The following is a 20,878-nucleotide window of genomic DNA, read 5'->3' as shown; positions in this document are numbered from 1 at the left end:
GCGCAATCCACTTGCAGGACCTCATCCCACAAGTCTTTTGCCGCTGAATGCAAAAAGCCCCGTCACCAGGGACGGGGCTTTCACTTGCCGCTTGTCGCTAAAAACTCAACGCTGCTTTTTAGAACACCACACCCTGACTACGCAGGTAGTCATCGTAGGTGCCGCTGAAGTCGGTCACGCCGTTCGGGCTCAGCTCGATGATGCGAGTGGCCAGGGACGATACGAATTCACGGTCGTGGCTGACGAAAAGCAGCGTGCCTGGATAGTTTTCCAGCGCCAAGTTGAGCGCCTCGATCGATTCCATGTCCAGGTGGTTGGTCGGTTCGTCCATCACCAGCACGTTCGGCTTTTGCAGGATCAGCTTGCCGAACAGCATGCGGCCCTGTTCACCACCGGAGATGACTTTGACCGACTTGAGGATTTCGTCGTTGGAGAACAGCATGCGGCCCAGAGTGCCACGAATCATCTGCTCGCCCTGAGTCCACTGGCCCATCCAGTCGAACAGAGTGACGTCGTCTTCGAAGTCATGGGCGTGGTCCTGAGCGTAGTAGCCCAGCTCGGCGCTTTCGGTCCACTTCACCGAGCCGGCGTCCGGGGTCAGTTCGCCCATCAACGTACGCAGCAGGGTGGTCTTGCCGATACCGTTCGGGCCGATGATCGCGACACGCTCGCCGGCTTCGACGGTGAAGCTGAAGTTCTTGAACAGGGTCTTGCCGTCGAAGCCCTTGGACATGTGCTCGATGGTCACGGCCTGACGGTGCAGCTTTTTGGTCTGCTCGAAACGGATGAACGGGCTGACACGGCTCGATGGCTTGACCTCGGCCAGCTGGATCTTGTCGATCTGCTTGGCGCGGGAAGTGGCCTGCTTGGCTTTCGAGGCGTTGGCCGAGAAGCGGCTGACGAACGTTTGCAGTTCGGCGATCTGCGCTTTCTTCTTGGCGTTGTCCGACAGCAGTTGCTCGCGGGACTGAGTCGCGGCCGTCATGTACTCGTCATAGTTGCCCGGGAACAGGCGCAGTTCGCCGTAGTCCAGGTCGGCCATGTGGGTGCAGACGCTGTTGAGGAAGTGACGGTCGTGGGAAATGATGATCATGGTGCTGTTACGCGCCGTTAGAATCGTTTCCAGCCAACGAATGGTGTTGATGTCCAGGTGGTTGGTCGGTTCGTCGAGCAGCAGCACTTCCGGATCGGAAAACAGTGCCTGGGCCAGCAATACACGCAGCTTCCAGCCTGGCGCGACTTCGGTCATCGGGCCGAAATGCTGTTCCAGCGGAATGCCCAGACCCAGCAGCAGTTCACCGGCGCGGGATTCGGCGGTGTAGCCGTCCATTTCGGCGAACTCGGTTTCCAGCTCGGCCACGGCCATGCCGTCTTCTTCGCTCATTTCCGGCAGCGAGTAGATGCGATCCCGCTCGGCCTTGACCTTCCACAGCTCTTCATGACCCATGATCACGGTGTCGATCACGGTGAATTCTTCGTAGGCGAACTGATCCTGGCGCAATTTACCCAGACGCACGTTCGGCTCGAGCATGACCTGACCGCCGGACGGCTCGAGGTCGCCGCCGAGGATTTTCATGAAGGTCGACTTGCCGCAACCGTTGGCACCGATCAAGCCATAACGGTTGCCGTTGTTGAATTTGACCGAAACGTTTTCGAACAGCGGCTTGGCGCCGAACTGCATCGTGATGTTAGCTGTGGAGATCAATTGCTTTACCTATCAATGAGTTGCAAGCCTCACGATTGGCGCTTGGGCCATTCCTGAAGCATTTTGAGCTTTTCCATCTCTGCCCATTAACCCCCCTGAGTTCAGCCGGAGGGCGTAGTTCGAGAGCAGCATCCGGACGCTGTGTCCAAGCTGTTGGGCAATAAAGGCGGGATTCATGCCAGACATTTTGCATATTGTCGCATAAGTATGACGGCAGTTGTATGGCGACCGCTAACGAACGCCAGGACGCCAGCCGGCCTCCGCGGCTTGTGGGGTCAGAGGTCTGCTTGATGTGTTGGCGTTGAACAGGACGTGCCGGTTTTCCTGGAGGACGAGTCGGTGATATCGAGAGAGGAGGCGTTCTCCGGGGAGAGTCGCCAAGTTGAGGCTCACGACGAAATTATAAAGTGAAGGCTGTCGCACCTTTCTGATGAGCATAAAAAGCCCGCTAGCGCGGGCAAGAGATCCAGTGTTGAGTGCTGCGTCAGCAGACAGCAGCACCCTCAGAATCTAAAAATTAATTATTACTCTCAATTGCGTCGATTAAGTAAGGTGCAACATATCGAGAGCCATCAAAGTTGAGGTGACTGTTGTCGCTATAAAGCAAACGACCATCCTTTGCGAGATAGCAGCGATTTTCATCGCAAAGCTTGGTAGAAAGATCGAGTATTTTAACTTGCGGGAAGTCTTTAGTCGCCGCTACTACAAGCGATTTGTAGTCGGTGAAAGGCTGGTTTTTATCGAATTGCTCGCGCGGAAAGGAACAGTGGTCCGCATTTTTTGTAAGCCTGAAAGGGCGTTCAGCACACGCTGCGGGGTCGTAAGGCAGGTATGGATTATCCAGCAGCACAATTACTTTCTTGTTCGCCTGAGTCAGTGCTGAGAAGGTCCGCTTCATTCCATCACTCAGAGCTGTCTTGTAGTCGCCATTGGCAGGATTTCTCATGTCGGTGGCATCTTGATAAGAGCAGTTTGGGAGGTGAGCCAGAATAACGACTTTTATTTTTGGGTCGTCAATTATGTAATCGTACGCACGATTTATAAGCTTATATGCGCCTTTCCTGACTTTCTGTGCGTTCTCGTCTTTCTGTGCAGTTGCAATGTCAATATAGGGTGCCGCGCAGCTGGCTGAAAACACCGCAACCCCTTCGCTTGGTTTCAGTTGTTCACTAATGCCAAGAAATAATTGTCCAGCATGAGAGTCGCCAACAATGGCAACGGAGTTGTCTGACTCTTTTTGGAAGCGACAGGCGTTGTCGGTGATGCTGGTCCAATCGGGGAATTGCTTTTCACAGTTTTCCTTTGACAGGGCCATGGTTTGATAACTCTTTGTCAGGGCCATGGTTTCAGCCTCATCAACGCCTTTTGGGCTGATGAGGCCTTTATAGCCAATGGCACCAGCCACAACCATGACTGAAACCAGCGCGACAACTTTGCCTAATCTATGGTTGCCACTGCGAAAAGGGGGCTCAATGAACTTGAATGTGAGCCATGCAAGTCCGATAGCAAGCAGGACTGCTGCCAATCGGATTTCTCGGCTAAGGACGTCGCTCTGAACAATCCTTGCAAACGACAGTAGCGGCCAATGCCACAGGTAAAGCGGGAAGCTGATCAGACCGATAAATACTGCCGGCTTATTCGACAGCAGAAAGCGGTTGACGCGTGCTTGCGGGCCTGCAGCAATCAAAAGGACAGCACCGGTAACCGGCGCAAGTGCAAACCAACCGGGGAACGCGTCAGACTTATGGACAAAAAACATCGCCCAAACGATTAGGGCCAACCCAAGCATGCCAGCCAAATCATCAAGCAACGTGCGAAGCTGCGTGCGTTCTGTTGCCCCGCCACCTTGAAGAGCGAGCCAGGCCAGGATACTGCCTGCAAGCAGTTCCCATGCGCGACTCGGTAGCAGGAAGAATGTTGCAACGGGATTACTATTGATTTGGGTAATATTGATGGCAAACGAAACAATCGCGATAACGATGGTCACGGCCAACATGTTTGCGCGCAGCTTCCATGCTCCCCACAGTACTAGCGGCCAGAACAGGTAGAACTGCTCTTCAATAGCCAGAGACCAAAGGTGTAGCAGTGGTTTAAGCTCCGCGGCGGTGTCGAAGTAACCACTTTCACTCCAGAAGGCAAAGTTTGCGATGAAAGTGGCGCCGGCAGCGACATGTTTGCCAAGCTGTCGATACTCATCATCAAGCAGAACCAGCTTGCCTGTTATCAAACAGAAAGCCAGAACAACGAATAGAGCGGGGAATATCCGACGGATGCGACGTGAGTAAAAGTCGCTGAAGCTAAATGTGTCTTTTGCCAGGCTCTTTAATAGTATCGTACCGATCAGGTAGCCGGATATTACGAAGAATACATCGACACCAACAAACCCACCTGGAAGCAAAGACGGGAACGCGTGGTAGATGACAACACCCAGAACGGCCAGGGCGCGCAGCCCATCAATATCCGGACGGTATTGAATATTCGGATTACTCATAATGTTCCTAGTTAATTTGAAAGCTGCCTGCCGTGAGGGAGGTGATTCTAAGGATCCATGGCATAAATATCCAACTCTTACAGCGCTTGGCACGCTGTTCACCCATGCGCGCCCTCCAAACCCTCGCCGAGCCAGATGATCTGGTCTCAAGCCTTCCACCCATCCCAGATCAGCAGCACCTTGAAATCAAATCTGGATACGCATCACCAATCATTCCTTGACCAGCAAAACCTTCGCTAATAAGCAACTGGCCGCCATGCCTGGGGTATTGGGTTCCGGGCTTGGGTCGGCCTCTCCCGCTAAATCCTTGGTGGCGGCAAATAATGCTGCCACTACTGACTACGATCGCTAATGCCGTTATGGCTGCAAGTCGAATGCGGTTATCGGCGGCTGGCGGCGCCGCAGGTGTCGGTAGCGCTGGCGTTATCCTGTGAAGCATTCTGGTGGTGAGGGTGCAGCTGGGAGCGCTTGACCCAAGTCGAAGCGCGCTGAAGCGGGTTTTCCCGTCATCAACCAAGGGGGGCGCATAAAGTTTGGCGGCGATTGTACTGGTCTGGCTCTTTAAGCGATAGGGCGCTGACATCCCGATTGCCGATTGGCGCAAACGCCGGACAGTTTTTCACAGATGAAGGTTCACTATTGGTTACAAAGTGTGGCTAAAATGCCATCCATTCACCCAGCGCCTTGTACGGCGCGGGCTCAGGGATGCGCCACCGGGACGCTGTTTTGTATCAGACCACTGCCACCCACCTTTGGCTTTAGCCTTTCAGGCGCGCAGTTTGTTCACTTCTGACGTGTGACGATTTCCGTGAAACTCATCATTGCCGCAATTTATGTCATTTCCATTGCATACGTTCACCTTCGCGGTCGCGTGCGCCACAAGCTCGGTCGCCAACTGAGCGATCACTCGACGTTTCTCGCGCCGATCAACTGCTTCCTTTATCTGTTCTCGAAGATTCCGAACAAGCCGTACCTAAATCCGGCGGACTTTCCGGATCTGAGCCCGTTGCAGGCGCATTGGGAGGAAATCCGCGAAGAAGGCCAGAATCTGCTGCGTGCCGGCGAGATCAAACGCTCGAACCAGTACGACGATGTCGGCTTCAACTCGTTCTTCAAGACCGGCTGGAAGCGCTTCTACCTGAAGTGGTACGGCGACAGCCACCCGTCGGCGATGAAACTGTGCCCGCGGACCACTGAACTGGTGCAGAGCATCGGTTCGATCAAGGCGGCGATGTTCGCTGAACTGCCACCGGGTTCGAAACTGGTACGCCACCGCGACCCGTACGCCGGTTCGTACCGCTATCACCTGGGCCTGGAAACGCCAAACGCCGCCGGTTGCTACATCAACGTCGACGGCGAGAACTACCACTGGCGCGACGGTGAAGCGGTGATGTTCGACGAGACGTACATTCACTACGCGGAAAACACCACCGACCAGAACCGCATTATCCTGTTCTGCGATGTCGAGCGTCCGATGAAGTATCGCTGGGCGGCGGCGTTCAACGGCTGGTTCAGCCGGACCGTGATGTCGGCGGCGGGCGCGCCGAACGATGCTGGGGACCGCACCGGTGGCATCAACCGGTTGTTCACCAAAATCTACAAGATCCGTCTGCGTGGCAAAGAGCTCAAGAAGCGTAATCGCAAGCTCTACTACCTTGAGAAGTGGGCGATCTTCGCGGCTTTGCTGGCGATCTTTATCTGGATCTGAGATTTGTGGCGCCAGGATTGGCGCCTTCGCGGGCTTGCCTCCAAGAAGCCCGCACCTCCAGCCGAGGACCGGTCTGACCGACCTCATTCCCCCGAAGCTTTTTTGGCCTTCCTGGCCGGTGCCGATTTGCTGGCCGCTTTCGCTTTGGGCTTGCTCGGCGCTTTCCCGCCGAGGCTGCGCTTGAGCAACTCGGTCAAGTCAATCACATCCGCTGTTTTGCGCGCTTCCTCGCCGCCCACCGTCTCGACATCCTCGATCTTGCCTTCATGGGCCTTTTTCTCCACCAGGGCCATGATCTTGTTCTCGAACTCGTCGTTGTAGTCCTCCGGCGTCCAGTCCGCGCTCATGTCTTCTACCAGACGCCTGGCCATGTCCAGCTCACCCTTGGCCAGTTGCGGCTTGGTCACTTCGCTGCCCAGCGCGAGTTCATCGAGACTGCGCACCTCCTGGGGCCAGCGTAATTTCACCAGTACCAGCGCCGATTCGAGCGGCATCAAGGCGGCCAGATATTGCCGCGTGTGCAGGACCACCCGGGCGAGGGCAACTTTTTTGGTCTTGCTCAGGGTTTCGCGCAGCAAGGCGTAGACCTTGCCGCCGCGTTTGTCCGGCGCCAGGTAATAGGGCGTGTCGATGTTCTGCAAGGGGATCGATTCGCTGTCGACGAAAGAGAAAATGTCGATGGTCTGGGTCGACAGCGGATGCGCCGAGCGAATTTCTTCTTCACTGAGCACTACGTAGCGACCCTTTTCATAGGCCACGCCTTTGACGATGTGTTCCTTGGTGACTTCCTTGCCGGTCACCTTGTTCACCCGTTTGTAGCCCACCGGATCCATGCTGCGGCTGTCGAGCCAATCGAAGTCCACGCCTTGGGACGATGTGGCGGAAACCAGTGCGACGGGGATGTGAACCAGCCCGAAACTGATTGCGCCTTTCCAGATTGCCCGAGCCATGGTGGTGTCCTCCGAGTGATGTTCAGGTGACTGATGGCCGGGCGCAAAAGTTTCCTGTTTGTCGAGGGGAGAGGCCGTCAGGTCAAGTCGTGTTACATCTTGCGGACACATAAGCGGTTAACAAATCCGAACCCTCGGCGTAGCGTGGACTCGAAGGCTCAATTCCACGTGCATCGAGAGAGGCCGTCCATGAACCGTTTCCTGCTTGGCATCGTTGCCCTGATCCTCGGTGGAGGCCTGGCGCACGCGGATGGCGCGTCGCCGTCGTCGGCTCTGTTGCTGGCGCAAAGTCCGACCGGCAACAGCAATAATCCCTACAACAGCCCGATCCGCCGGGCCAACCCCAACAGCATGCAGGGCACTCAGCCCAGTGCCCCGACCATTCGTGGGCCGAACACCGTTCCGGTGCCACGCCCGCCGACCCTGGACAATCGCGGCATTGGCAATGGCCAGCCGCAACGTTCGGTGCCGAGTACGCCGCCGACCTTCATTCCCAATCCACCTTCGCGCAGTACCGACAGCAACCGTTGAGCGTTGTCGCTTTCTTTCAACGAACAAAAGGAATCGTGCATGTTGCGTAAAACCCTGCTGGCCAGCCTGTGTGCCGGCGCCCTGATCAGTTTCACCGCCCCGAGCTTTGCAGCGGCTCCCAAAGAATTGCAGAGCGAGCAAGGCACGCTCGAAGTCACGACTCTCGCCCAGGATCTGGAACATCCGTGGGCCTTGGCGTTCCTGCCGGATCGCCAGGGCATGCTGGTCACCGAGCGCCCCGGCAATCTGCGGGTGGTGGGCGTCGACGGCAAGCTGTCGGCACCGATCAGCGGAGTGCCGAAGGTCTGGGCCGAGGGCCAGGGTGGGTTGCTCGATGTGGCGCTGTCACCGGACTTCAAACAGGATCGGTTGGTGTACCTGTCCTACGCCGAGGGCGGGGGCGCTGGCGACAAGGCCGGAACGGCTGTGGGACGCGGGCGTCTGGCGGATGACCTGAAAACCCTGAAGGACTTCAAGGTGATCTTTCGCCAGGAGCCGAAACTGTCGGTCGGCAATCACTTCGGCTCGCGGCTGGTGTTCGATCGCGACGGCTATCTGTTCATCACTCTGGGCGAAAACAACGACCGCCCGACCGCGCAGGATCTGGACAAGCTGCAAGGCAAAGTCGTGCGGATCTTCCCGGACGGCAAGGTGCCGGACGACAACCCTTTTGTCGGTCAGTCCGGGGTACGCCCGGAAATCTGGTCCTACGGCCATCGCAACCCGCAGGGCGCGGCGCTCAACCCGTGGACCGGCACCCTCTGGGAAAACGAACACGGCCCGCGCGGCGGTGATGAGGTGAACATCATCGAACGCGGCAAGAACTACGGTTGGCCGCTGGCGACTCATGGCATCAACTACAACCTGCTGCCGATTCCGGAAGCCAAGGGCAAGACCGCCGAGGGCACTGTCGGCCCCCATCATGTGTGGGAAAAATCACCGGGCGTCAGCGGCATGGCGTTCTACGATGCGGACCGGTTCAAGCCCTGGCAGCACAACGTATTCATCGGCGCGCTGGTGAGTCAGGAGCTGATCCGCTTGCAGTTCGAGGGCGACAAGGTCGTGCATGAAGAACGTCTGTTGGGCGAACTCAAGCAGCGGATCCGTGACGTACGGCAGGGGCCGGACGGCTATCTGTATGTGCTGACGGACGAGTCCAATGGCTCGTTGTACAAGGTTGGCTTGAAATAGCCGGGGGGCGAGGGAGGCAGCCTCCCTCGCGCTCCTCTCAAGGAAGAGGTTTCTGCATGCGCAACGCATCGGTGTGGTCTTCGTAGTAATCGTGAATCAACCCGAAGCGCCGATAGCCGTTGCGCTCGTACAAGGCAATAGCGACGGGGTTGTCGATGCGAACCTCCAGTCGCAGATGGGTGCAGCCATGCTCGGCCGCACAGGCCTCGACGTGTTGCAGCAGCCGCTTTCCCCATCCACCACCACGGGCCGTGCCGGCAATCGCGATCGAATACAGCCGTGCCGATGACGTGCCGCGTCGAAACAGCACCAGCGCATAACCGAGCAATTGGCCCTCGCTTTCGATCACCCGCAACTGCCCGTGCGCTCGCTCGATCATCCTGCGAAAGCTGCGTCGGCTAAGGCGATCCGTAGCGAAACAACGCAGTTCCAGCGCGAGCAGTGCCGGCAAATCATCCATTACCGCCAAGCGAAAAACAGTATCCATATGACCGCCGTAAAAGTTACGTAACGAAACGGGACTTTTGGAAAATCCCGTGCTTAATAGAAAAGGTCTTGTTCTCCAACGGATCGATTTCTATGTCAGCGGTACAGGGTCATTGGCGCGAAGTATCCAAACAAAGTTTACCGGCAGCAACCTGTTTGAGCCCGGTTGCAATCACTTCCAGTCAAGTCTTGATCATCGTCGAACGCAAGGAAGATTGGGCCTCATACTTTCCCAGCGAGGACATCGTCAGCGCCCAGGAATACCTGGAACAGACCCGCGACGGCGAGTCGGGCAAGCGGGTGCAGGTGATCAATCTGTGCCGCAGCTACAAGTATCTGGGCCATGGCTACTATTGTTCGCTGCTGGCCGAGGCACGGGGGCACAAGGTGATTCCGTCGGTGCGCACCATCAGCGAACTGACGCGCAAGGCACTTTACGGTCTTGCGCTGGATGACCTCGACAAGACCCTGGAAAAAGCCCTCAGTCATCATCTTTACAACGATACCGAAGGCTTCACGCTGACCCTTTATTTCGGCAAGACCCATATAGAGCCGCTTCAGGATCTGGCACGGCAGTTGTTTGAAGTGTTTCCCTGCCCGATCCTGTTAGTTGAGTTTCGTCGAACTAACGGCTGGCACATCGAAGGCATCAAGTCCGGTGCCTTGCACAAGTTGCGCGACGATCAGGAAGATCAGTTCGCCAATGCCCTGGACAGTTTCAGCCGTAAAGTCTGGCGCGTCCCGCGATCCCGGCGAATGGCGCGCTACGACCTGGCGATCCTCCACGATCCGCAGGAAGCGCTGCCGCCCTCCAACGCGCAGGCGCTGGAAAACTTCATCCGGGTCGGCAGAGGCATGGGCATCGAGGTGGAACTGATCGAGCGCAAGGATTACGCGCGACTGGCCGAGTACGACGGTTTGCTGATCCGCGAAACCACCAGCGTCGACAACCACACCTACCGCTTCGCCAAGAAGGCCGAAAGCGAAGGGCTGGTGGTGATGGACGACCCGGCGTCGATCCTGCGTTGCACCAACAAGGTCTACCTGACCGACCTGCTCAACAGCCATCAACTGGGTATGCCCGCCACCGAAATCCTCTACAAGGAGCGACCGGAAGACTTCGAGCGCGTCGGCGAGCGCCTCGGGTTTCCGCTGGTGCTGAAGATTCCCGATGGCTGTTTTTCCCGTGGGGTCATCAAGGTCGAAAGCCAGCAGGCGCTGCTCGAAGCCACCGCCGAACTGTTCGAACATTCGGTGCTGTTGCTGGCCCAGGAGTTCTTCTACACCGACTACGACTGGCGCATCGGCGTGCTCAACCGCAAACCGATCTTCGCCTGCCAGTACTTCATGTCCAAGGGCCATTGGCAGATCTACAACCACAAGGCCAAAGGCCAGGATGTCAACGGCGAGTGCCGCACGCTGGCGGTTCACGAGGCGCCGCGCGCGGTGGTGGAACTGGCGGTGAAGACCGCCAACCTGATCGGCGACGGCCTCTACGGCGTGGACCTGAAGCAGGCGGGCGACAAAGTGGTGGTCATCGAAGTCAACGACAACCCGAACCTCGACGCCGGGATCGAAGACGCGTACTTGCAGGACGATCTGTATTCGCTGGTGCTGGAAGAGTTCGTGCGGCGTCTGGAACTCAAGCGTCGCGGCCAGGCCTGGTGAGGCGCCGATGATCCACAGCTTTGCATTGAATGATGGCGGGTTGCAGCGGGTCGAGCGGCTCGACGCGCAGGTGATGTTGTTCAGCAATCCCGATGTCGCCGAGCGCGACGTGCTGCACAGCCATTTCAAGGTCGATGAGCATGCGCTGGCCTCGGCGCTCGATCCGGACGAGGTGTCGCGCATCGAATTCCACCCCGACCACCTGTTTCTGATCTGGAAACGTCCGGAAAACTATTCCGGCGGTGGCAACCTGGCGTTCGAAGTGGCGTCCTGCGGGCTGCTGTTCTCACCGGGGCAGTTGCTGGTGATCGCCACCGACGACACGCCGCTGCACGGCCTCGGCACCCGCCAGCCGCTGAACACACCGCTGGATGTGCTGCTCGACCTGCTGTTCCACAACATTCATCACTACCTCGGGCATTTGAAGGTGATCAAACTGGTCGCCCGGGAGTTGCAGCAAAAATTCAACGCCTCGATGCAGAACCAGCATCTGGTGCAGATGTTCAACCTCAGTGAAAGCCTGATCTATTACATCAACGCCCTGCACAGCAACGGCGCGGTACTCACGCGACTGCGCAACCACGCGCAAAAGCAGGGCTTTGGCGGTGAGGTGCTGGGGCAGATCGATGACCTGATCATCGAAAACAACCAGTGCTACAAGCAGGCGGAAATCTATTCCACGGTGTTCTCGGGCCTGATCGACGCACGCGGCAACCTGATGAACAACAGCATGAACAACCTGCTGCGCAAACTGACGCTGATCAACGTGGTGTTTCTGCCGCTCAACCTGATTGCGAGCATTGGCGGCATGTCCGAATTCAGCATGATGACCGCCGGCACGCCGTGGTGGGTGTCGTATCCGCTGTTTCTGGCGGCAATGATGCTGGGGGCAGGGGGGATGTTGTTCGGGCTCAGGCGTCTGGCGAAATGACGGACGCGGGGCGTTTGCGCTCCTGCAGGCCTCGGGTCACCAGATACAACAACGGCCCGACGGACACAAACACTGCTGTCAGCAACAGATACGGCACCACCGACCAGCCTGACTGCCCGCGTTTGCGTGCGTCCTTGTACATCCAGATGCCGGCCAAAGTCGCCAGCAGGTAAAGATCGATCACCACCTGCGCGGTATCAGGGCGCGACATAAGACTGATGCCGAAGTCGACCAGTGATTGCTCGGCTTGAAGCATTACGGCAGCGGTGTAGCCGCTGAATGCGATCAACGCGGTGAGGGGCAGGGCAATGGACATCATGCATTCCTTCCTTGGTCAGATGAGCGAATGGCCAGCCTACAGACCTGGCGCAAAATTCGCCATTGACTTGCCCCTGACCTCCGGGCTAACTTCCAGCCCATGACTTCCACCGTATTGCGCTGCCAGCCAAGCATTATTACCGCCATTCCTCATTTGGCGGGCTAGCTCACGACTGCAGCACCCAACCCGCCCTAGAGGCGGGTTTTCACTTTCTGTCTCCGGGGTTTTGATCAAAGCCAAGGAGACGATCATGCCGTACAGCCCCGACCAGCAAGCCCTGCTTGAGCAATACGTGAAAAGGATTCTTGCCGCGCCGGTCTACGACCTGGCGGTGCGCACGCCGTTGCAGTCGGCCCCGGCGCTGTCCGAAGCGCTGGGCAGCCGGATTCTGCTCAAGCGCGAAGACCTGCAACCGACCTTCTCCTTCAAGATCCGTGGCGCCTACAACAAACTGGTGCAACTGAGCGACGCACAAAAGGAACGCGGGGTGATCACCGCATCGGCGGGCAATCATGCCCAAGGGGTGGCCTTGGCGGCGCGCGAGTTGGGGATCTCGGCGACCATCGTCATGCCCGCCACCACCCCGGAGTTGAAGGTGCTGGGTGTGCGAAGTCGCGGGGGCGAGGCGCTGCTGCACGGCGCCAGTTTTCCCTTCGCCCTGGCCCATGCGCTGCAACTGGCCGAACAGACCGGGCGTACCTTCGTATCGCCATTCGATGACCCGGACGTGATCGCCGGGCAGGGTACGGTGGCGATGGAAATTCTGCGCCAGCACCAAGGCGCGCTGGATGCGATTTTCGTTCCGGTGGGCGGTGGCGGATTGATCGCCGGCATCGCGGCGTACGTCAAATACCTGCGGCCGGAAGTGCGGATCATCGGTGTGGAATCGGAGCATTCGGCCTGTCTTCAAGCCGCGATCCAGGCCGAACAGCGCGTGGTATTGGCTGACGTCGGAACGTTCGCCGATGGTGTGGCGGTGGCGCAGATCGGCGAGTACGGTTTTGAAATCTGCCGCTTCTGTGTGGATGAAGTGATCACGGTCAGCAACGACGAACTCTGCGCCGCGATCAAGAATATCTACGACGATACCCGCTCGATCACCGAGCCTTCCGGGGCATTGGCGGTTGCTGGCATCAGGCGCTACGTGGCGAGAAGCGGCGTCCGTGGGCAGACCCTGGTGGCAATCGACTCAGGCGCGAATATCAACTTCGACAGCCTGCGCCATGTCGCCGAGCGCGCCGCTGCGTGCGGCGTCCCGGCGTGAAACAGCAAAAGAAACGGCGCTTTGAAAAAAGCGCCGTAAGTGGTTCGACTACTCGGTAATGGCGGTGCCGACCTTGTCCGAAGCCGACCAGATGCGGTAGCGGACTTCGACGTCCTGCGGCGCGTAAATCACCACCGGCAGTTTGCTGTTGTAGCGCAACGTGAAGCCGTCGCCGGTCACGGGGACGAATTTGCGGATTTTCTTGTTGCCTGGGCAGGCCATCATCGTGCTCACCGGACCGCTGACTTTCTCCAGTCGGTAGAACGGATAGCCCCAGCCTTCGAGGTTTTTCTCTTCCAGCGTTCCGCCCAGGTGCTGGCGATTGCAATCGACTTCAAGGGTTTTGCCGGCGAGGATTTCGACTTTGAAGTTTTCTTCCTCAGCCTGTTGCGGCAGGTGAATGACCTGGCGGGTGAAACCGGCTTCGGCCTTCGGATAAGGCGCGGTGTCTTCGAGCCTGGCCGCGTTGGCGAGGGTGCAGAGGCTGGCGAGCATCAGCCCGGTGGTCGCATAAACGCGTAAAGAACCCATGAAAGCCTCCTGGCGGGTGTAGGGTGGTCAGTGGGCATTCTTACTGTCGTGGGCGTCGAATGCAAACCGGCGGCGGGTTGCAGAATGCAGTGCCACAGCGGCCGATTCTTGCATTTTGCAACTGGCCAAATACTGGCCATGCCGCCAAGTGCTTGATTTCATGAGGCCCGAAACTACCCGATGAAAGGCATGCTTTATGCGTCTATTTGGTGCGGCGCACCGGGTTTGGGCGCCTACACTCCAATGGGCATTTCGCAGTACAGCCACTTTTCGCACCCAGGGAACAGCGGGGATACACCCGTAGCGGGTCAGTTAAAGCGGTCGATGTGAATACTTGATTGGCAGTCTTACAAAAAGGAGAGGATTCGCCATGTTTTTGTCTGCCTTGGAACTTCGTAACATCATTGAAAGCAGTTTTCTGCCGAAACGCTGCCAATGCACGCTGTCCCCGGATCTGTCGATGACCGTCAAGGTTTTCGGCGATCACCAGACCGATCAGGTTGATCTGCTGGTCAGCGGTATCGATGCGAGCCAGCTCAATGGCTGCCGCGAAATCAACGATCTGATCGCCGGGCTGCGTACCGATCTGGCGCAACATACCGCGTCGCATCATTTCACACCGCGATCTAAAGCCGTTTAACCGACCGTTTCACTCAGTTCGACCGTCACGCGCCGGGCCTGCACGAAACCAAGACCCAGCGCGAGCTCGACCACCACCGCCAGCAGAATCCCCGGTCCGGCGTGGCCATTGAGCCATTCGCCGAAACCCAGCACGGCCAAGCCCAGGCAACCGACGATGAAACCGCTGCTCAGCGCATTGCGCGCCATCGACGGCGGTGCGTTGCGCACCAGATAAAACATCACTCCCAGCGCCGCGAACAGCACCGCACTGCGCCGCGCGACGAAACCTGTCCCCTCGGAGTATTCAATGCTCCAGATCGCCAGCAACCCATCCGGTAAAAAGCCCCAGATCAGGGCCAGTAGAAAACACAGCGAAGAAGTGATGCCCGACAACGTGCGAAACGACAACTGCATGGCGAATCCTTGCGGCAGTGAGGAGGGTCTTGAGAATAACTCCGACACTCCTCACACGACTACCGCCAACACGCAAATCAGAGCTTTCTGTCAGTTCTGGAAGTCACAGGCGTCAGACATTTTCCGGTAACTGATTTCCTCGGGTTTGCCGGTGTTGTCGATGTACTTCATGTCGGCGGTAATCACTTTGCACTGTTGCGTTTGTGGTTCGCTCATCGAAATGACCTTGGCCACGTGCAGCGGCATGCCGTACTCGTAAGGCACGGCTTTGGAGGTGGTTGTGCTGTCGTTGGCCTGGGCCAGTCCGGTGAACGCGGTGCAGATGATGGCGATGGTGAGCAGGAATGGGCGAATGTTCATTGAGTGACTCCCGTGCGACGGAAAGAAAGTCCGGCGTGAAACACGCCAGACCTGCCGCACTGGGCGTCAGCAACGGGCTGAGGGCGTGCGGTTCAGTAGAGTCTTTGACTGCGGCGTTAAGCGATGGTTAAGCAGACTGAACGCCGGCTGTCAGGGAGCGGGGTGGTTTTCTTCGGGATGCGGGGCAGCGAATGCCTTGTCTGCATTCGGTGGTTGGTGAAGGTTGTTTGGCGGTCGCTGCAAAATCATCGATCACCGGTTTGATCAGACCTCATTAGTAGAGGTGGCCGAGGGTAGAGAATCTACCCATGGCTCTTGGTCTAGGCTCGAACCGGGAGCGCTCACACCGTGCTCGTCATCGCACCTTGTGGAATTTGGGCGACTCGAACAATGGCTTGGTTTTCTTTGTGACTGGCCCATCGTTCAATTTGAGCTTTCAGTTCTGGCAACTCGGCACGATCGCCGTAAACATCGGAAAGCTCCACGGTGGTTTGCTCCAATAAATCAATATTTCTCAGGGTGGACTCGATGCTTTCGAGTTCTTTTTTATTGTGGCTCACTGCGAGGTCGATTTCTTTCTGGCGGGATTGCAGATCAGACATGGTCGATCTTCTCTGAATAGCTGTTGCGCGATCCTGAGGTCTGCCTTCAATTGTTCCGCCTGGAAATTCAACTTGTTGTTTGCTCTGCCATTTTTCCAGTTCAGAGCGGTAGAATTTCAGTTGAGTCCGTAAGTTGAGCGCTTCGCGCGCAGTAATGATTTTTCCACCACTAGTTTGAGTATCTTGCCAACGACGTAATGTCGCCCAGCACGCAGGAATGTATCCGCCGAGCATTGTATGATCGGCTCCGTTCATTACTTGTACTCCGAAACCGCTCCGTTCCGGCGTGTCATTATTTTTGACATTGGCATAACAGAGCTGTGTCATTGCCGACTCTTCATATCCTTCACAACCTGGAGTCCACAGAACCGATGACATCTGATTACCTGGAAGCCTTAACGGGGTGAAATAACGCTGTATGCCGTGATGACGGTATGGCTTTCCACCGAATCGATTCAATCCGGCCCCGAAAACAATTCCGCCTACAATCGGAGCGACCCCACCAGTGACAGTGGCGGCAACACCAGTGACCCAAACTGCCTTTTTGGTATCCATCCAGGCTGCGGGTACGCTAGGTACGGGATCATTGTTGTTCACAATTCGATGATGAACGAGAGGTTTGGCTTTTTCGACAAAGTCCGCGTCACCTGCTCGTGGGGAGCCGAAGGTGTAAAGAATTACTTGATCATCATAGTTTTGACGTATCCATTCAGCTAATAACAGTGCAATCGCGCCTCCCAGACTGTGGCCACAAACCACAACTCTCTGGTTGTTTGTACGAAATCTTTCGAGGTATTTGATTATGAAAGGTTGTAACACTACATAAGCATCGTGAAATCCTTGGTGAGCCTTCCCCGTTCCGTCTTTAATTGGGACTTGTTCCGCATCTCCGTCACGCAAGGCGTCCCATTTTTCCGCCGTTCCACGTATTGCAATCAGGATCATTCGATCGTCGTGAGTTGCATACGCTTGCGTATCGGTTTTCTTCGAGTCTAACGAATATCCACGCTCATCATTAAAGAAGTGAACTTGCGATGGAGTCTCCTGCTCGCTTGAGTTTTTATAGGATTTAGGATCGTAAGGAATTATTTCTAATCGTCTTGAATACGGTACGTCTTCAACAACTGGATAGTTTATGGTTTTAGCATCTGCATAACGCATGGGTTCTTGGTAGCAGGCCAGGCAAGTTTGAATCACATGACCGATAGTCCCTACTATAGGGAATTTTAGTTCGCCTCCAGGTTCCGGCGATTTCGGATCTTCGGGTTTTTTTGGGGCGTTTGGATCTTCAGGTGTTTGACCAAATTCACCATAACTCAGCGTAGCAAATAGCGAAAGATTATAAAGGTTTACAGCGCTGAACGAAGGTGCCAGAGAGATTAATGGTCTGAACGCCCTTAAAGCACGTACTTCTAGAACGTAATGTTTATCTGGTAGAAGCGCTGTACCATAGTCTGGAATTTTCCCCTTGCCAAAGTCACAGGCAAGCTTTGTCCAGCCATAAGGAACGGGTTTGGATAGTTTTGCTGGAAAGGGCAAGTGGCGCTTGTACTTCACAAACTGTCCGACTTCTACATTGTAATATTCAGCTTTTTCTGAAGATGCTCTATAAGCACCACTTTTAGCTGTACTGCCGATCGGGCGATGTAGCGTTTTTTCGGCAGCAACCTGGAACTCAGTCAGGGGTATTCGGTAATCTTTTCGGTCGACCAGGTTTTCATACCAAGCATCTCCGCCTGCATAAGGTTTTGCTAACGTCAACGTCACCGGGCCTTTGTAATTATTGGTGACTTTGGCATAGCCATCACCGTCCAGGCTGCCGTCGTATTTTTGGCCCTCAGCGTCGGTCAACTCATAGCTCAAGCCAGCGTATGGCTTGCCGTCACCGAACTCATCCACCAATCTAAAACTTATCCAGCTACCCCTGGCGGGGCAGACGCTTTTATCACACAGGTATGGGTCCGTCATAGGAAATATCCTTATTCAGTGCAAGTTGGATATACCGTGCACTCGCGGCCGTTCATTTTGAATTTCTTGAAAACTGGAGGTGTTTGGCATCTATTAGATGTTGCGCTTCCCTGACACGGTTTCCACCCTTTATCGGTTTTAATCCACCGATTGTCCATACTTGGTTCTTCATCTTTTGATAGGCGAAAAGTGAATTTTACGTCTTTGTTTTTAAGGCTTGATCGTGGAATTGTCCCGCCGGGTTTATTGCGCTCGAAGTAGTCAGACGACACACTCCAATCTGAATCAGCTGCGTTGCATGATAATATTTTTGAGATTCCATCTTGTTGGATGCGTGCGACGCTGAGTTGAAACATCCATGTGCATAGGCCTCTAAATTCGGAGCTGGCAGACGAAGAAGATGTCAATCCCCCCGTAAGTGTATCGGCTATAACAGATATTCCGCCGACATCGCCTCCAATATCCAATGGGGATGTCCCATAGTGACCATCGATAGCGACGTCTACCCGGGTCAATTCCATAGTGCATCCGGCTACGTGGTAATTGAGCGGGATATTGAATTTGGCAGTTTGTTCTATGCTCTTCACATCAATACTATCTGTTTTTTGATGCTGGCTTGTGACCTCACCTCCCAGACCTGCGAGGTAGGTTTTACATTGTTGCCCAGCCTGTGGCGAGTATTGTGATTTAGAGGTCAATCCAAAGTTGGCAGGGGCAGTCGCTATCAAATTGAAAGAGTCAGCCCCGTAATGGTTGGTCACGCTTTCTACGCTGCTTTTTACGATTTGGTCAGCTGAAGTGCAGGCTCCCAGCAAAGACAACGTTAGAAGCAATAATGGCTTTGTGTGGGGTGAAAGCTTGAACTTGCTCATTTATTGCTTCCTGAGAGAATATTCTTAACTTAATTGATAAAAACTCTTCGGCTCAACCGAACACTTGCTGGCATCTTGCAAAATGCTCCTGAGGTGTTTCTCCTGTTAAAGGAGTCCACGCGACTTCCCGCATACATTGTTCTGACAGTCGTCGACTCAGCATCAACTCTCTATGTTCGGGTAATTGCCAACCCCAGGAATCAAGCAGATCGAGCTGCTCCTCCAGCCACTCACTGACTGTCCGTGTCTCAGCCAGTACAGCAGCTGCCTCAAGGTGGTAAGTCAATAACCACCGTTTCAGGTTTTCACGCAAAATGCTTCGGGCCTGTTCGCCAGACTCGGGATTGCGCAACCACGGTTCAGGAGTAGGTACTTGATACATTCCTGGCCGGCTGTTATCCGCGCTCTTCCACTGTTCTTCGTCCCAATACAGCACGCTGCTGATCGGCCCAAGCAACAATGGCCACTCGGTTTCCTTCAGGTTGCCCAGGCAGCGGGCGAGTACGCGGTTGTCCTGGAAGCGGAACAGGGAACGGTCGCCGTCTTCGTCGATGACCATGCGGTCGATCCAGTGTTGGGTCAGGCTATCGAGGTCGGCCTTGTCCATGCTGCCGATCCAGCCCCAGTTGCGCTGTGGATCATCGAGCAGTTGGCGGAAGGCGTCATTGCCCGGGTTTTGTAGTTCAGTCAGCCAGGGGCTGATGGCGGCGAACTGGACGAATTCGGTGCGTCGGTAGAGCTGCACGGAGCGTTGCATCACGCCTGCGCTGTACAGCGAGGTGACCGGGTTCGGTTCGGCGAGGCTGTCGAGGGCCAGGATCAGGACGCGGTTGAGGCGTGATTGCTCGCCCAGCCAGTTATTGAGTGCATCGCTCATGCCGTTGCTCCAATGTCGCATTTGCCCTCACGACAGGCTTCACAGATTGGGCAACGAGTATTGCCAGTTGCACGAGCCGCTTTGGCCATGGCCATTTGTACGGCAGCCGGGACAAGGACGGCGCCTGCCTTGTCATTGGCGGCGAGCCACGGAATCACCGGCGGCAGAATGCCGATTCCTGTACCTACGCCAGGGGCGCCGCCCGTGTTGATCTTGACGTCAGCCCCGCTGATGGTCACACCACCCGCATCAACCTTCACAAAGCTGCCACCAGCCTTGGCCGTCAGCTCCATGGCCCCCTCAACCACCACCTTCTCGCCCGCGTGGTAATGAATCTCCGTCCCGGCCTCGACAAACTGCGCCGTCCCCACCTTCACATGCTGGGTCACGCCCACCGTCAGGTGGTCGTCCGCGCGCATTTCGCTTTTGCGATCCAGGTAGGTAATCCGGTGTTCTTCCACCTTGAATTCGCTGAGCACATTGGCCTCGACCGTGTCATGCCGTTCGTTGCCGACGCGGATCTTCTGGTCGTGCTCGATGTTTTCATCCCAGTCGCGCTGGGCGTGGAGGTAGATCTGCTCCGCGCCTTTTCTGTCCTCGATGCGGAACTCGTTGTAGCCCTTGCCGCCCGGTGAACTCAGGGTCTTGAAGGTGCTGCGGGTCTTGTTTGCCGGAAGGTCGTAGGGGACGACGTTTTCCTTGTGGTACAGGCAGCCGGTGACCAGCGGCTGGTCGGGGTCGCCTTCGAGGAAGGTGACGAGGACTTCCATGCCGATGCGCGGAATCGCGATGCCGCCGTAGGCGCTGCCGGCCCAGCCGCTGGCGACGCGCAGCCAGCAGGTGGTCTGGTCGTTGGCCTGGCCGTCTCGGTCCCAGTGGAACTGCACTTTGATGCGGCCGTACTGGTCGCAGTGGATTTCTTCACCGGCCGGGCCGGTGACGATGGCGGTCTGACTGCCGAGGACTTTCGGTTTCGGGTGTTCGAGGGCAGGGCGGTAGTGCGCATCCCACGGGGTGGCGAGGAAGCTGTTGCGGTAGCCCTGATGGAAGTCGCTTTTGTTGTCGGTGACGTCGCTGGTGACGTTTTCGCCGAGCACCTGCGGCTGCTTGCCTTCGTGCAGGACTTCGAGCAGCAGCCACAGGTCATTCCATTCGGCGCGCGGGTGTTCGGCCAGGGTCATGAAGTGGCCGCTGGTCAGGGTCGGCTCGTCGCCCTTGCCCTCGACCAGCGTGTAGTCGCTGCGATGGCGCTCCAGGGCGCGGGTCGACAGCAGCTTGCCGCGCTCGCGGGTGGTGAAGCGGCCGGGGTAGTCGTAGTCTTCCAGATCCGGCATGAACGCGGACTTGACCGCGCCTTCGGGCAGGATCTTCGGTTTTTCGAAGTCGTAA

17 protein-coding genes and 3 pseudogenes are annotated in these 20,878 nt (G+C 56.5%); 7 read left to right on the top strand and 13 right to left on the bottom strand.

What is annotated here, in order from left to right:
* Positions 1-118: 118 nt before the first annotated feature.
* The 3 genes and pseudogenes from KVQ74_RS17510 to KVQ74_RS17505 all read right to left on the bottom strand — a co-directional run bounded on the left by KVQ74_RS17510 (position 119) and on the right by KVQ74_RS17505 (position 4,196).
* Positions 119-1,705 (bottom strand): ABC-F family ATPase, encoded by a 1,587-nt coding sequence (locus tag KVQ74_RS17510; protein WP_217832429.1) that lies wholly within the window; start codon positions 1,703-1,705, stop codon positions 119-121.
* 29 nt (positions 1,706-1,734) lie between these two features.
* Positions 1,735-1,936: pseudogene (locus KVQ74_RS29310) on the bottom strand (hypothetical protein); the annotation flags it as partial.
* A 286-nt stretch (positions 1,937-2,222) separates the two neighbouring features.
* On the bottom strand, positions 2,223-4,196 hold the full coding sequence (locus KVQ74_RS17505) for an acyltransferase family protein (RefSeq protein ID WP_217832428.1): 1,974 nt from the start codon (positions 4,194-4,196) through the stop codon (positions 2,223-2,225).
* Between the two features lie 808 nt (positions 4,197-5,004).
* Here KVQ74_RS17505 and lpxO point away from each other — a divergent pair.
* Positions 5,005-5,904, top strand: coding sequence for a lipid A hydroxylase LpxO (gene lpxO / locus KVQ74_RS17500; RefSeq protein ID WP_217832427.1), 900 nt, complete (start codon positions 5,005-5,007; stop codon positions 5,902-5,904).
* A gap of 83 nt (positions 5,905-5,987) precedes the next feature.
* On the opposite strand, the gene ku is transcribed toward lpxO, so the two are convergent.
* A complete protein-coding gene (gene ku / locus KVQ74_RS17495) occupies positions 5,988-6,854 on the bottom strand; it encodes a non-homologous end joining protein Ku (RefSeq protein WP_217832426.1) in 867 nt (288 codons plus the stop codon).
* A 189-nt stretch (positions 6,855-7,043) separates the two neighbouring features.
* On the opposite strand from ku, the gene KVQ74_RS17490 reads away from it, so the two are divergent.
* Entirely contained in the window at positions 7,044-7,385 is a 342-nt protein-coding gene (locus KVQ74_RS17490; protein ID WP_217832425.1) for a hypothetical protein, read from the top strand.
* A gap of 39 nt (positions 7,386-7,424) precedes the next feature.
* Positions 7,425-8,576 carry a PQQ-dependent sugar dehydrogenase gene (locus KVQ74_RS17485; RefSeq protein WP_217832424.1) on the top strand — a complete coding sequence of 384 codons (1,152 nt, stop codon included), beginning with the start codon at positions 7,425-7,427 and terminating at the stop codon, positions 8,574-8,576.
* 49 nt (positions 8,577-8,625) lie between these two features.
* On the opposite strand, the pseudogene KVQ74_RS17480 reads toward KVQ74_RS17485, so the two are convergent.
* Positions 8,626-9,063, bottom strand: a pseudogene (locus KVQ74_RS17480) (GNAT family N-acetyltransferase); the annotation flags it as partial.
* Positions 9,064-9,155: 92 nt separating this feature from the next.
* Here KVQ74_RS17480 and KVQ74_RS17475 point away from each other — a divergent pair.
* The gene (locus tag KVQ74_RS17475) at positions 9,156-10,730 is read left to right on the top strand and encodes a RimK family protein (protein ID WP_225930074.1); all 1,575 of its coding nucleotides are present in this window, start codon (positions 9,156-9,158) and stop codon (positions 10,728-10,730) included.
* A gap of 7 nt (positions 10,731-10,737) precedes the next feature.
* Complete coding sequence (locus tag KVQ74_RS17470; protein WP_217832422.1) at positions 10,738-11,661, top strand: magnesium transporter CorA family protein; 924 nt, start codon at positions 10,738-10,740, stop codon at positions 11,659-11,661.
* Here KVQ74_RS17470 and KVQ74_RS17465 read toward each other — a convergent pair.
* Complete coding sequence (locus tag KVQ74_RS17465) at positions 11,642-11,980, bottom strand: DUF2834 domain-containing protein (protein WP_217832421.1); 339 nt, start codon at positions 11,978-11,980, stop codon at positions 11,642-11,644. The two genes, KVQ74_RS17470 and KVQ74_RS17465, sit on opposite strands and share 20 nt — an antisense overlap.
* A 281-nt stretch (positions 11,981-12,261) precedes the next feature.
* Here KVQ74_RS17465 and ilvA point away from each other — a divergent pair.
* Positions 12,262-13,220, top strand: a pseudogene (gene ilvA, locus KVQ74_RS17460) (threonine ammonia-lyase, biosynthetic); the annotation flags it as partial.
* A gap of 72 nt (positions 13,221-13,292) precedes the next feature.
* Here the strand turns inward: ilvA and eco are convergent.
* Positions 13,293-13,775: a serine protease inhibitor ecotin gene (eco, locus tag KVQ74_RS17455; RefSeq protein WP_217832419.1), complete on the bottom strand. Its 483-nt coding sequence runs from the start codon at positions 13,773-13,775 to the stop codon at positions 13,293-13,295.
* Between the two features lie 370 nt (positions 13,776-14,145).
* On the opposite strand from eco, the gene KVQ74_RS17450 reads away from it, so the two are divergent.
* Positions 14,146-14,415 (top strand): DUF1652 domain-containing protein, encoded by a 270-nt coding sequence (locus tag KVQ74_RS17450; protein ID WP_217832418.1) that lies wholly within the window; start codon positions 14,146-14,148, stop codon positions 14,413-14,415.
* Here the strand turns inward: KVQ74_RS17450 and KVQ74_RS17445 are convergent.
* From KVQ74_RS17445 to tssI, 6 genes are all read right to left on the bottom strand, one after another.
* On the bottom strand, positions 14,412-14,810 hold the full coding sequence (locus KVQ74_RS17445) for a hypothetical protein (protein WP_217832417.1): 399 nt from the start codon (positions 14,808-14,810) through the stop codon (positions 14,412-14,414). The two genes, KVQ74_RS17450 and KVQ74_RS17445, sit on opposite strands and share 4 nt — an antisense overlap.
* A 90-nt stretch (positions 14,811-14,900) precedes the next feature.
* Entirely contained in the window at positions 14,901-15,170 is a 270-nt protein-coding gene (locus tag KVQ74_RS17440) for a DUF2790 domain-containing protein (protein WP_217832416.1), read from the bottom strand.
* Positions 15,171-15,511: 341 nt separating this feature from the next.
* On the bottom strand, positions 15,512-17,671 hold the full coding sequence (locus tag KVQ74_RS17435; RefSeq protein WP_318837840.1) for a lipase family protein: 2,160 nt from the start codon (positions 17,669-17,671) through the stop codon (positions 15,512-15,514).
* Between the two features lie 80 nt (positions 17,672-17,751).
* Positions 17,752-18,612, bottom strand: coding sequence for a hypothetical protein (locus KVQ74_RS17430; protein ID WP_217832414.1), 861 nt, complete (start codon positions 18,610-18,612; stop codon positions 17,752-17,754).
* Between the two features lie 52 nt (positions 18,613-18,664).
* On the bottom strand, positions 18,665-19,489 hold the full coding sequence (locus KVQ74_RS17425) for a DUF4123 domain-containing protein (protein ID WP_217832413.1): 825 nt from the start codon (positions 19,487-19,489) through the stop codon (positions 18,665-18,667).
* The coding region (gene tssI, locus KVQ74_RS17420) for a type VI secretion system tip protein TssI/VgrG (RefSeq protein ID WP_217832412.1) at positions 19,486-20,878 on the bottom strand (1,393 nt) is incomplete at its 5' end. The genes KVQ74_RS17425 and tssI, both read right to left, overlap by 4 nt.

The organism is Pseudomonas botevensis (assembly GCF_019145475.1).
Classification (GTDB): domain Bacteria; phylum Pseudomonadota; class Gammaproteobacteria; order Pseudomonadales; family Pseudomonadaceae; genus Aquipseudomonas; species Aquipseudomonas botevensis.
Note: the sequence above shows the minus strand (reverse complement) of the source record. Positions and strands in the feature narration are given on the sequence as shown.

What these genes read in the sequence shown, in the direction of transcription:
- KVQ74_RS17505 (WP_217832428.1), bottom strand. Translation starts at nt 4,196, where the DNA reads ATGAGTAATCCGAATATTCAATACCGTCCGGATATTGATGGGCTGCGC.
- ku (WP_217832426.1), bottom strand. Translation starts at nt 6,854, where the DNA reads ATGGCTCGGGCAATCTGGAAAGGCGCAATCAGTTTCGGGCTGGTTCAC.
- KVQ74_RS17490 (WP_217832425.1), top strand. Translation starts at nt 7,044, where the DNA reads ATGAACCGTTTCCTGCTTGGCATCGTTGCCCTGATCCTCGGTGGAGGC.
- KVQ74_RS17485 (WP_217832424.1), top strand. Translation starts at nt 7,425, where the DNA reads ATGTTGCGTAAAACCCTGCTGGCCAGCCTGTGTGCCGGCGCCCTGATC.
- KVQ74_RS17475 (WP_225930074.1), top strand. Translation starts at nt 9,156, where the DNA reads ATGTCAGCGGTACAGGGTCATTGGCGCGAAGTATCCAAACAAAGTTTA.
- KVQ74_RS17470 (WP_217832422.1), top strand. Translation starts at nt 10,738, where the DNA reads ATGATCCACAGCTTTGCATTGAATGATGGCGGGTTGCAGCGGGTCGAG.
- KVQ74_RS17465 (WP_217832421.1), bottom strand. Translation starts at nt 11,980, where the DNA reads ATGATGTCCATTGCCCTGCCCCTCACCGCGTTGATCGCATTCAGCGGC.
- eco (WP_217832419.1), bottom strand. Translation starts at nt 13,775, where the DNA reads ATGGGTTCTTTACGCGTTTATGCGACCACCGGGCTGATGCTCGCCAGC.
- KVQ74_RS17450 (WP_217832418.1), top strand. Translation starts at nt 14,146, where the DNA reads ATGTTTTTGTCTGCCTTGGAACTTCGTAACATCATTGAAAGCAGTTTT.
- KVQ74_RS17445 (WP_217832417.1), bottom strand. Translation starts at nt 14,810, where the DNA reads ATGCAGTTGTCGTTTCGCACGTTGTCGGGCATCACTTCTTCGCTGTGT.
- KVQ74_RS17440 (WP_217832416.1), bottom strand. Translation starts at nt 15,170, where the DNA reads ATGAACATTCGCCCATTCCTGCTCACCATCGCCATCATCTGCACCGCG.
- KVQ74_RS17430 (WP_217832414.1), bottom strand. Translation starts at nt 18,612, where the DNA reads ATGAGCAAGTTCAAGCTTTCACCCCACACAAAGCCATTATTGCTTCTA.
- KVQ74_RS17425 (WP_217832413.1), bottom strand. Translation starts at nt 19,489, where the DNA reads ATGAGCGATGCACTCAATAACTGGCTGGGCGAGCAATCACGCCTCAAC.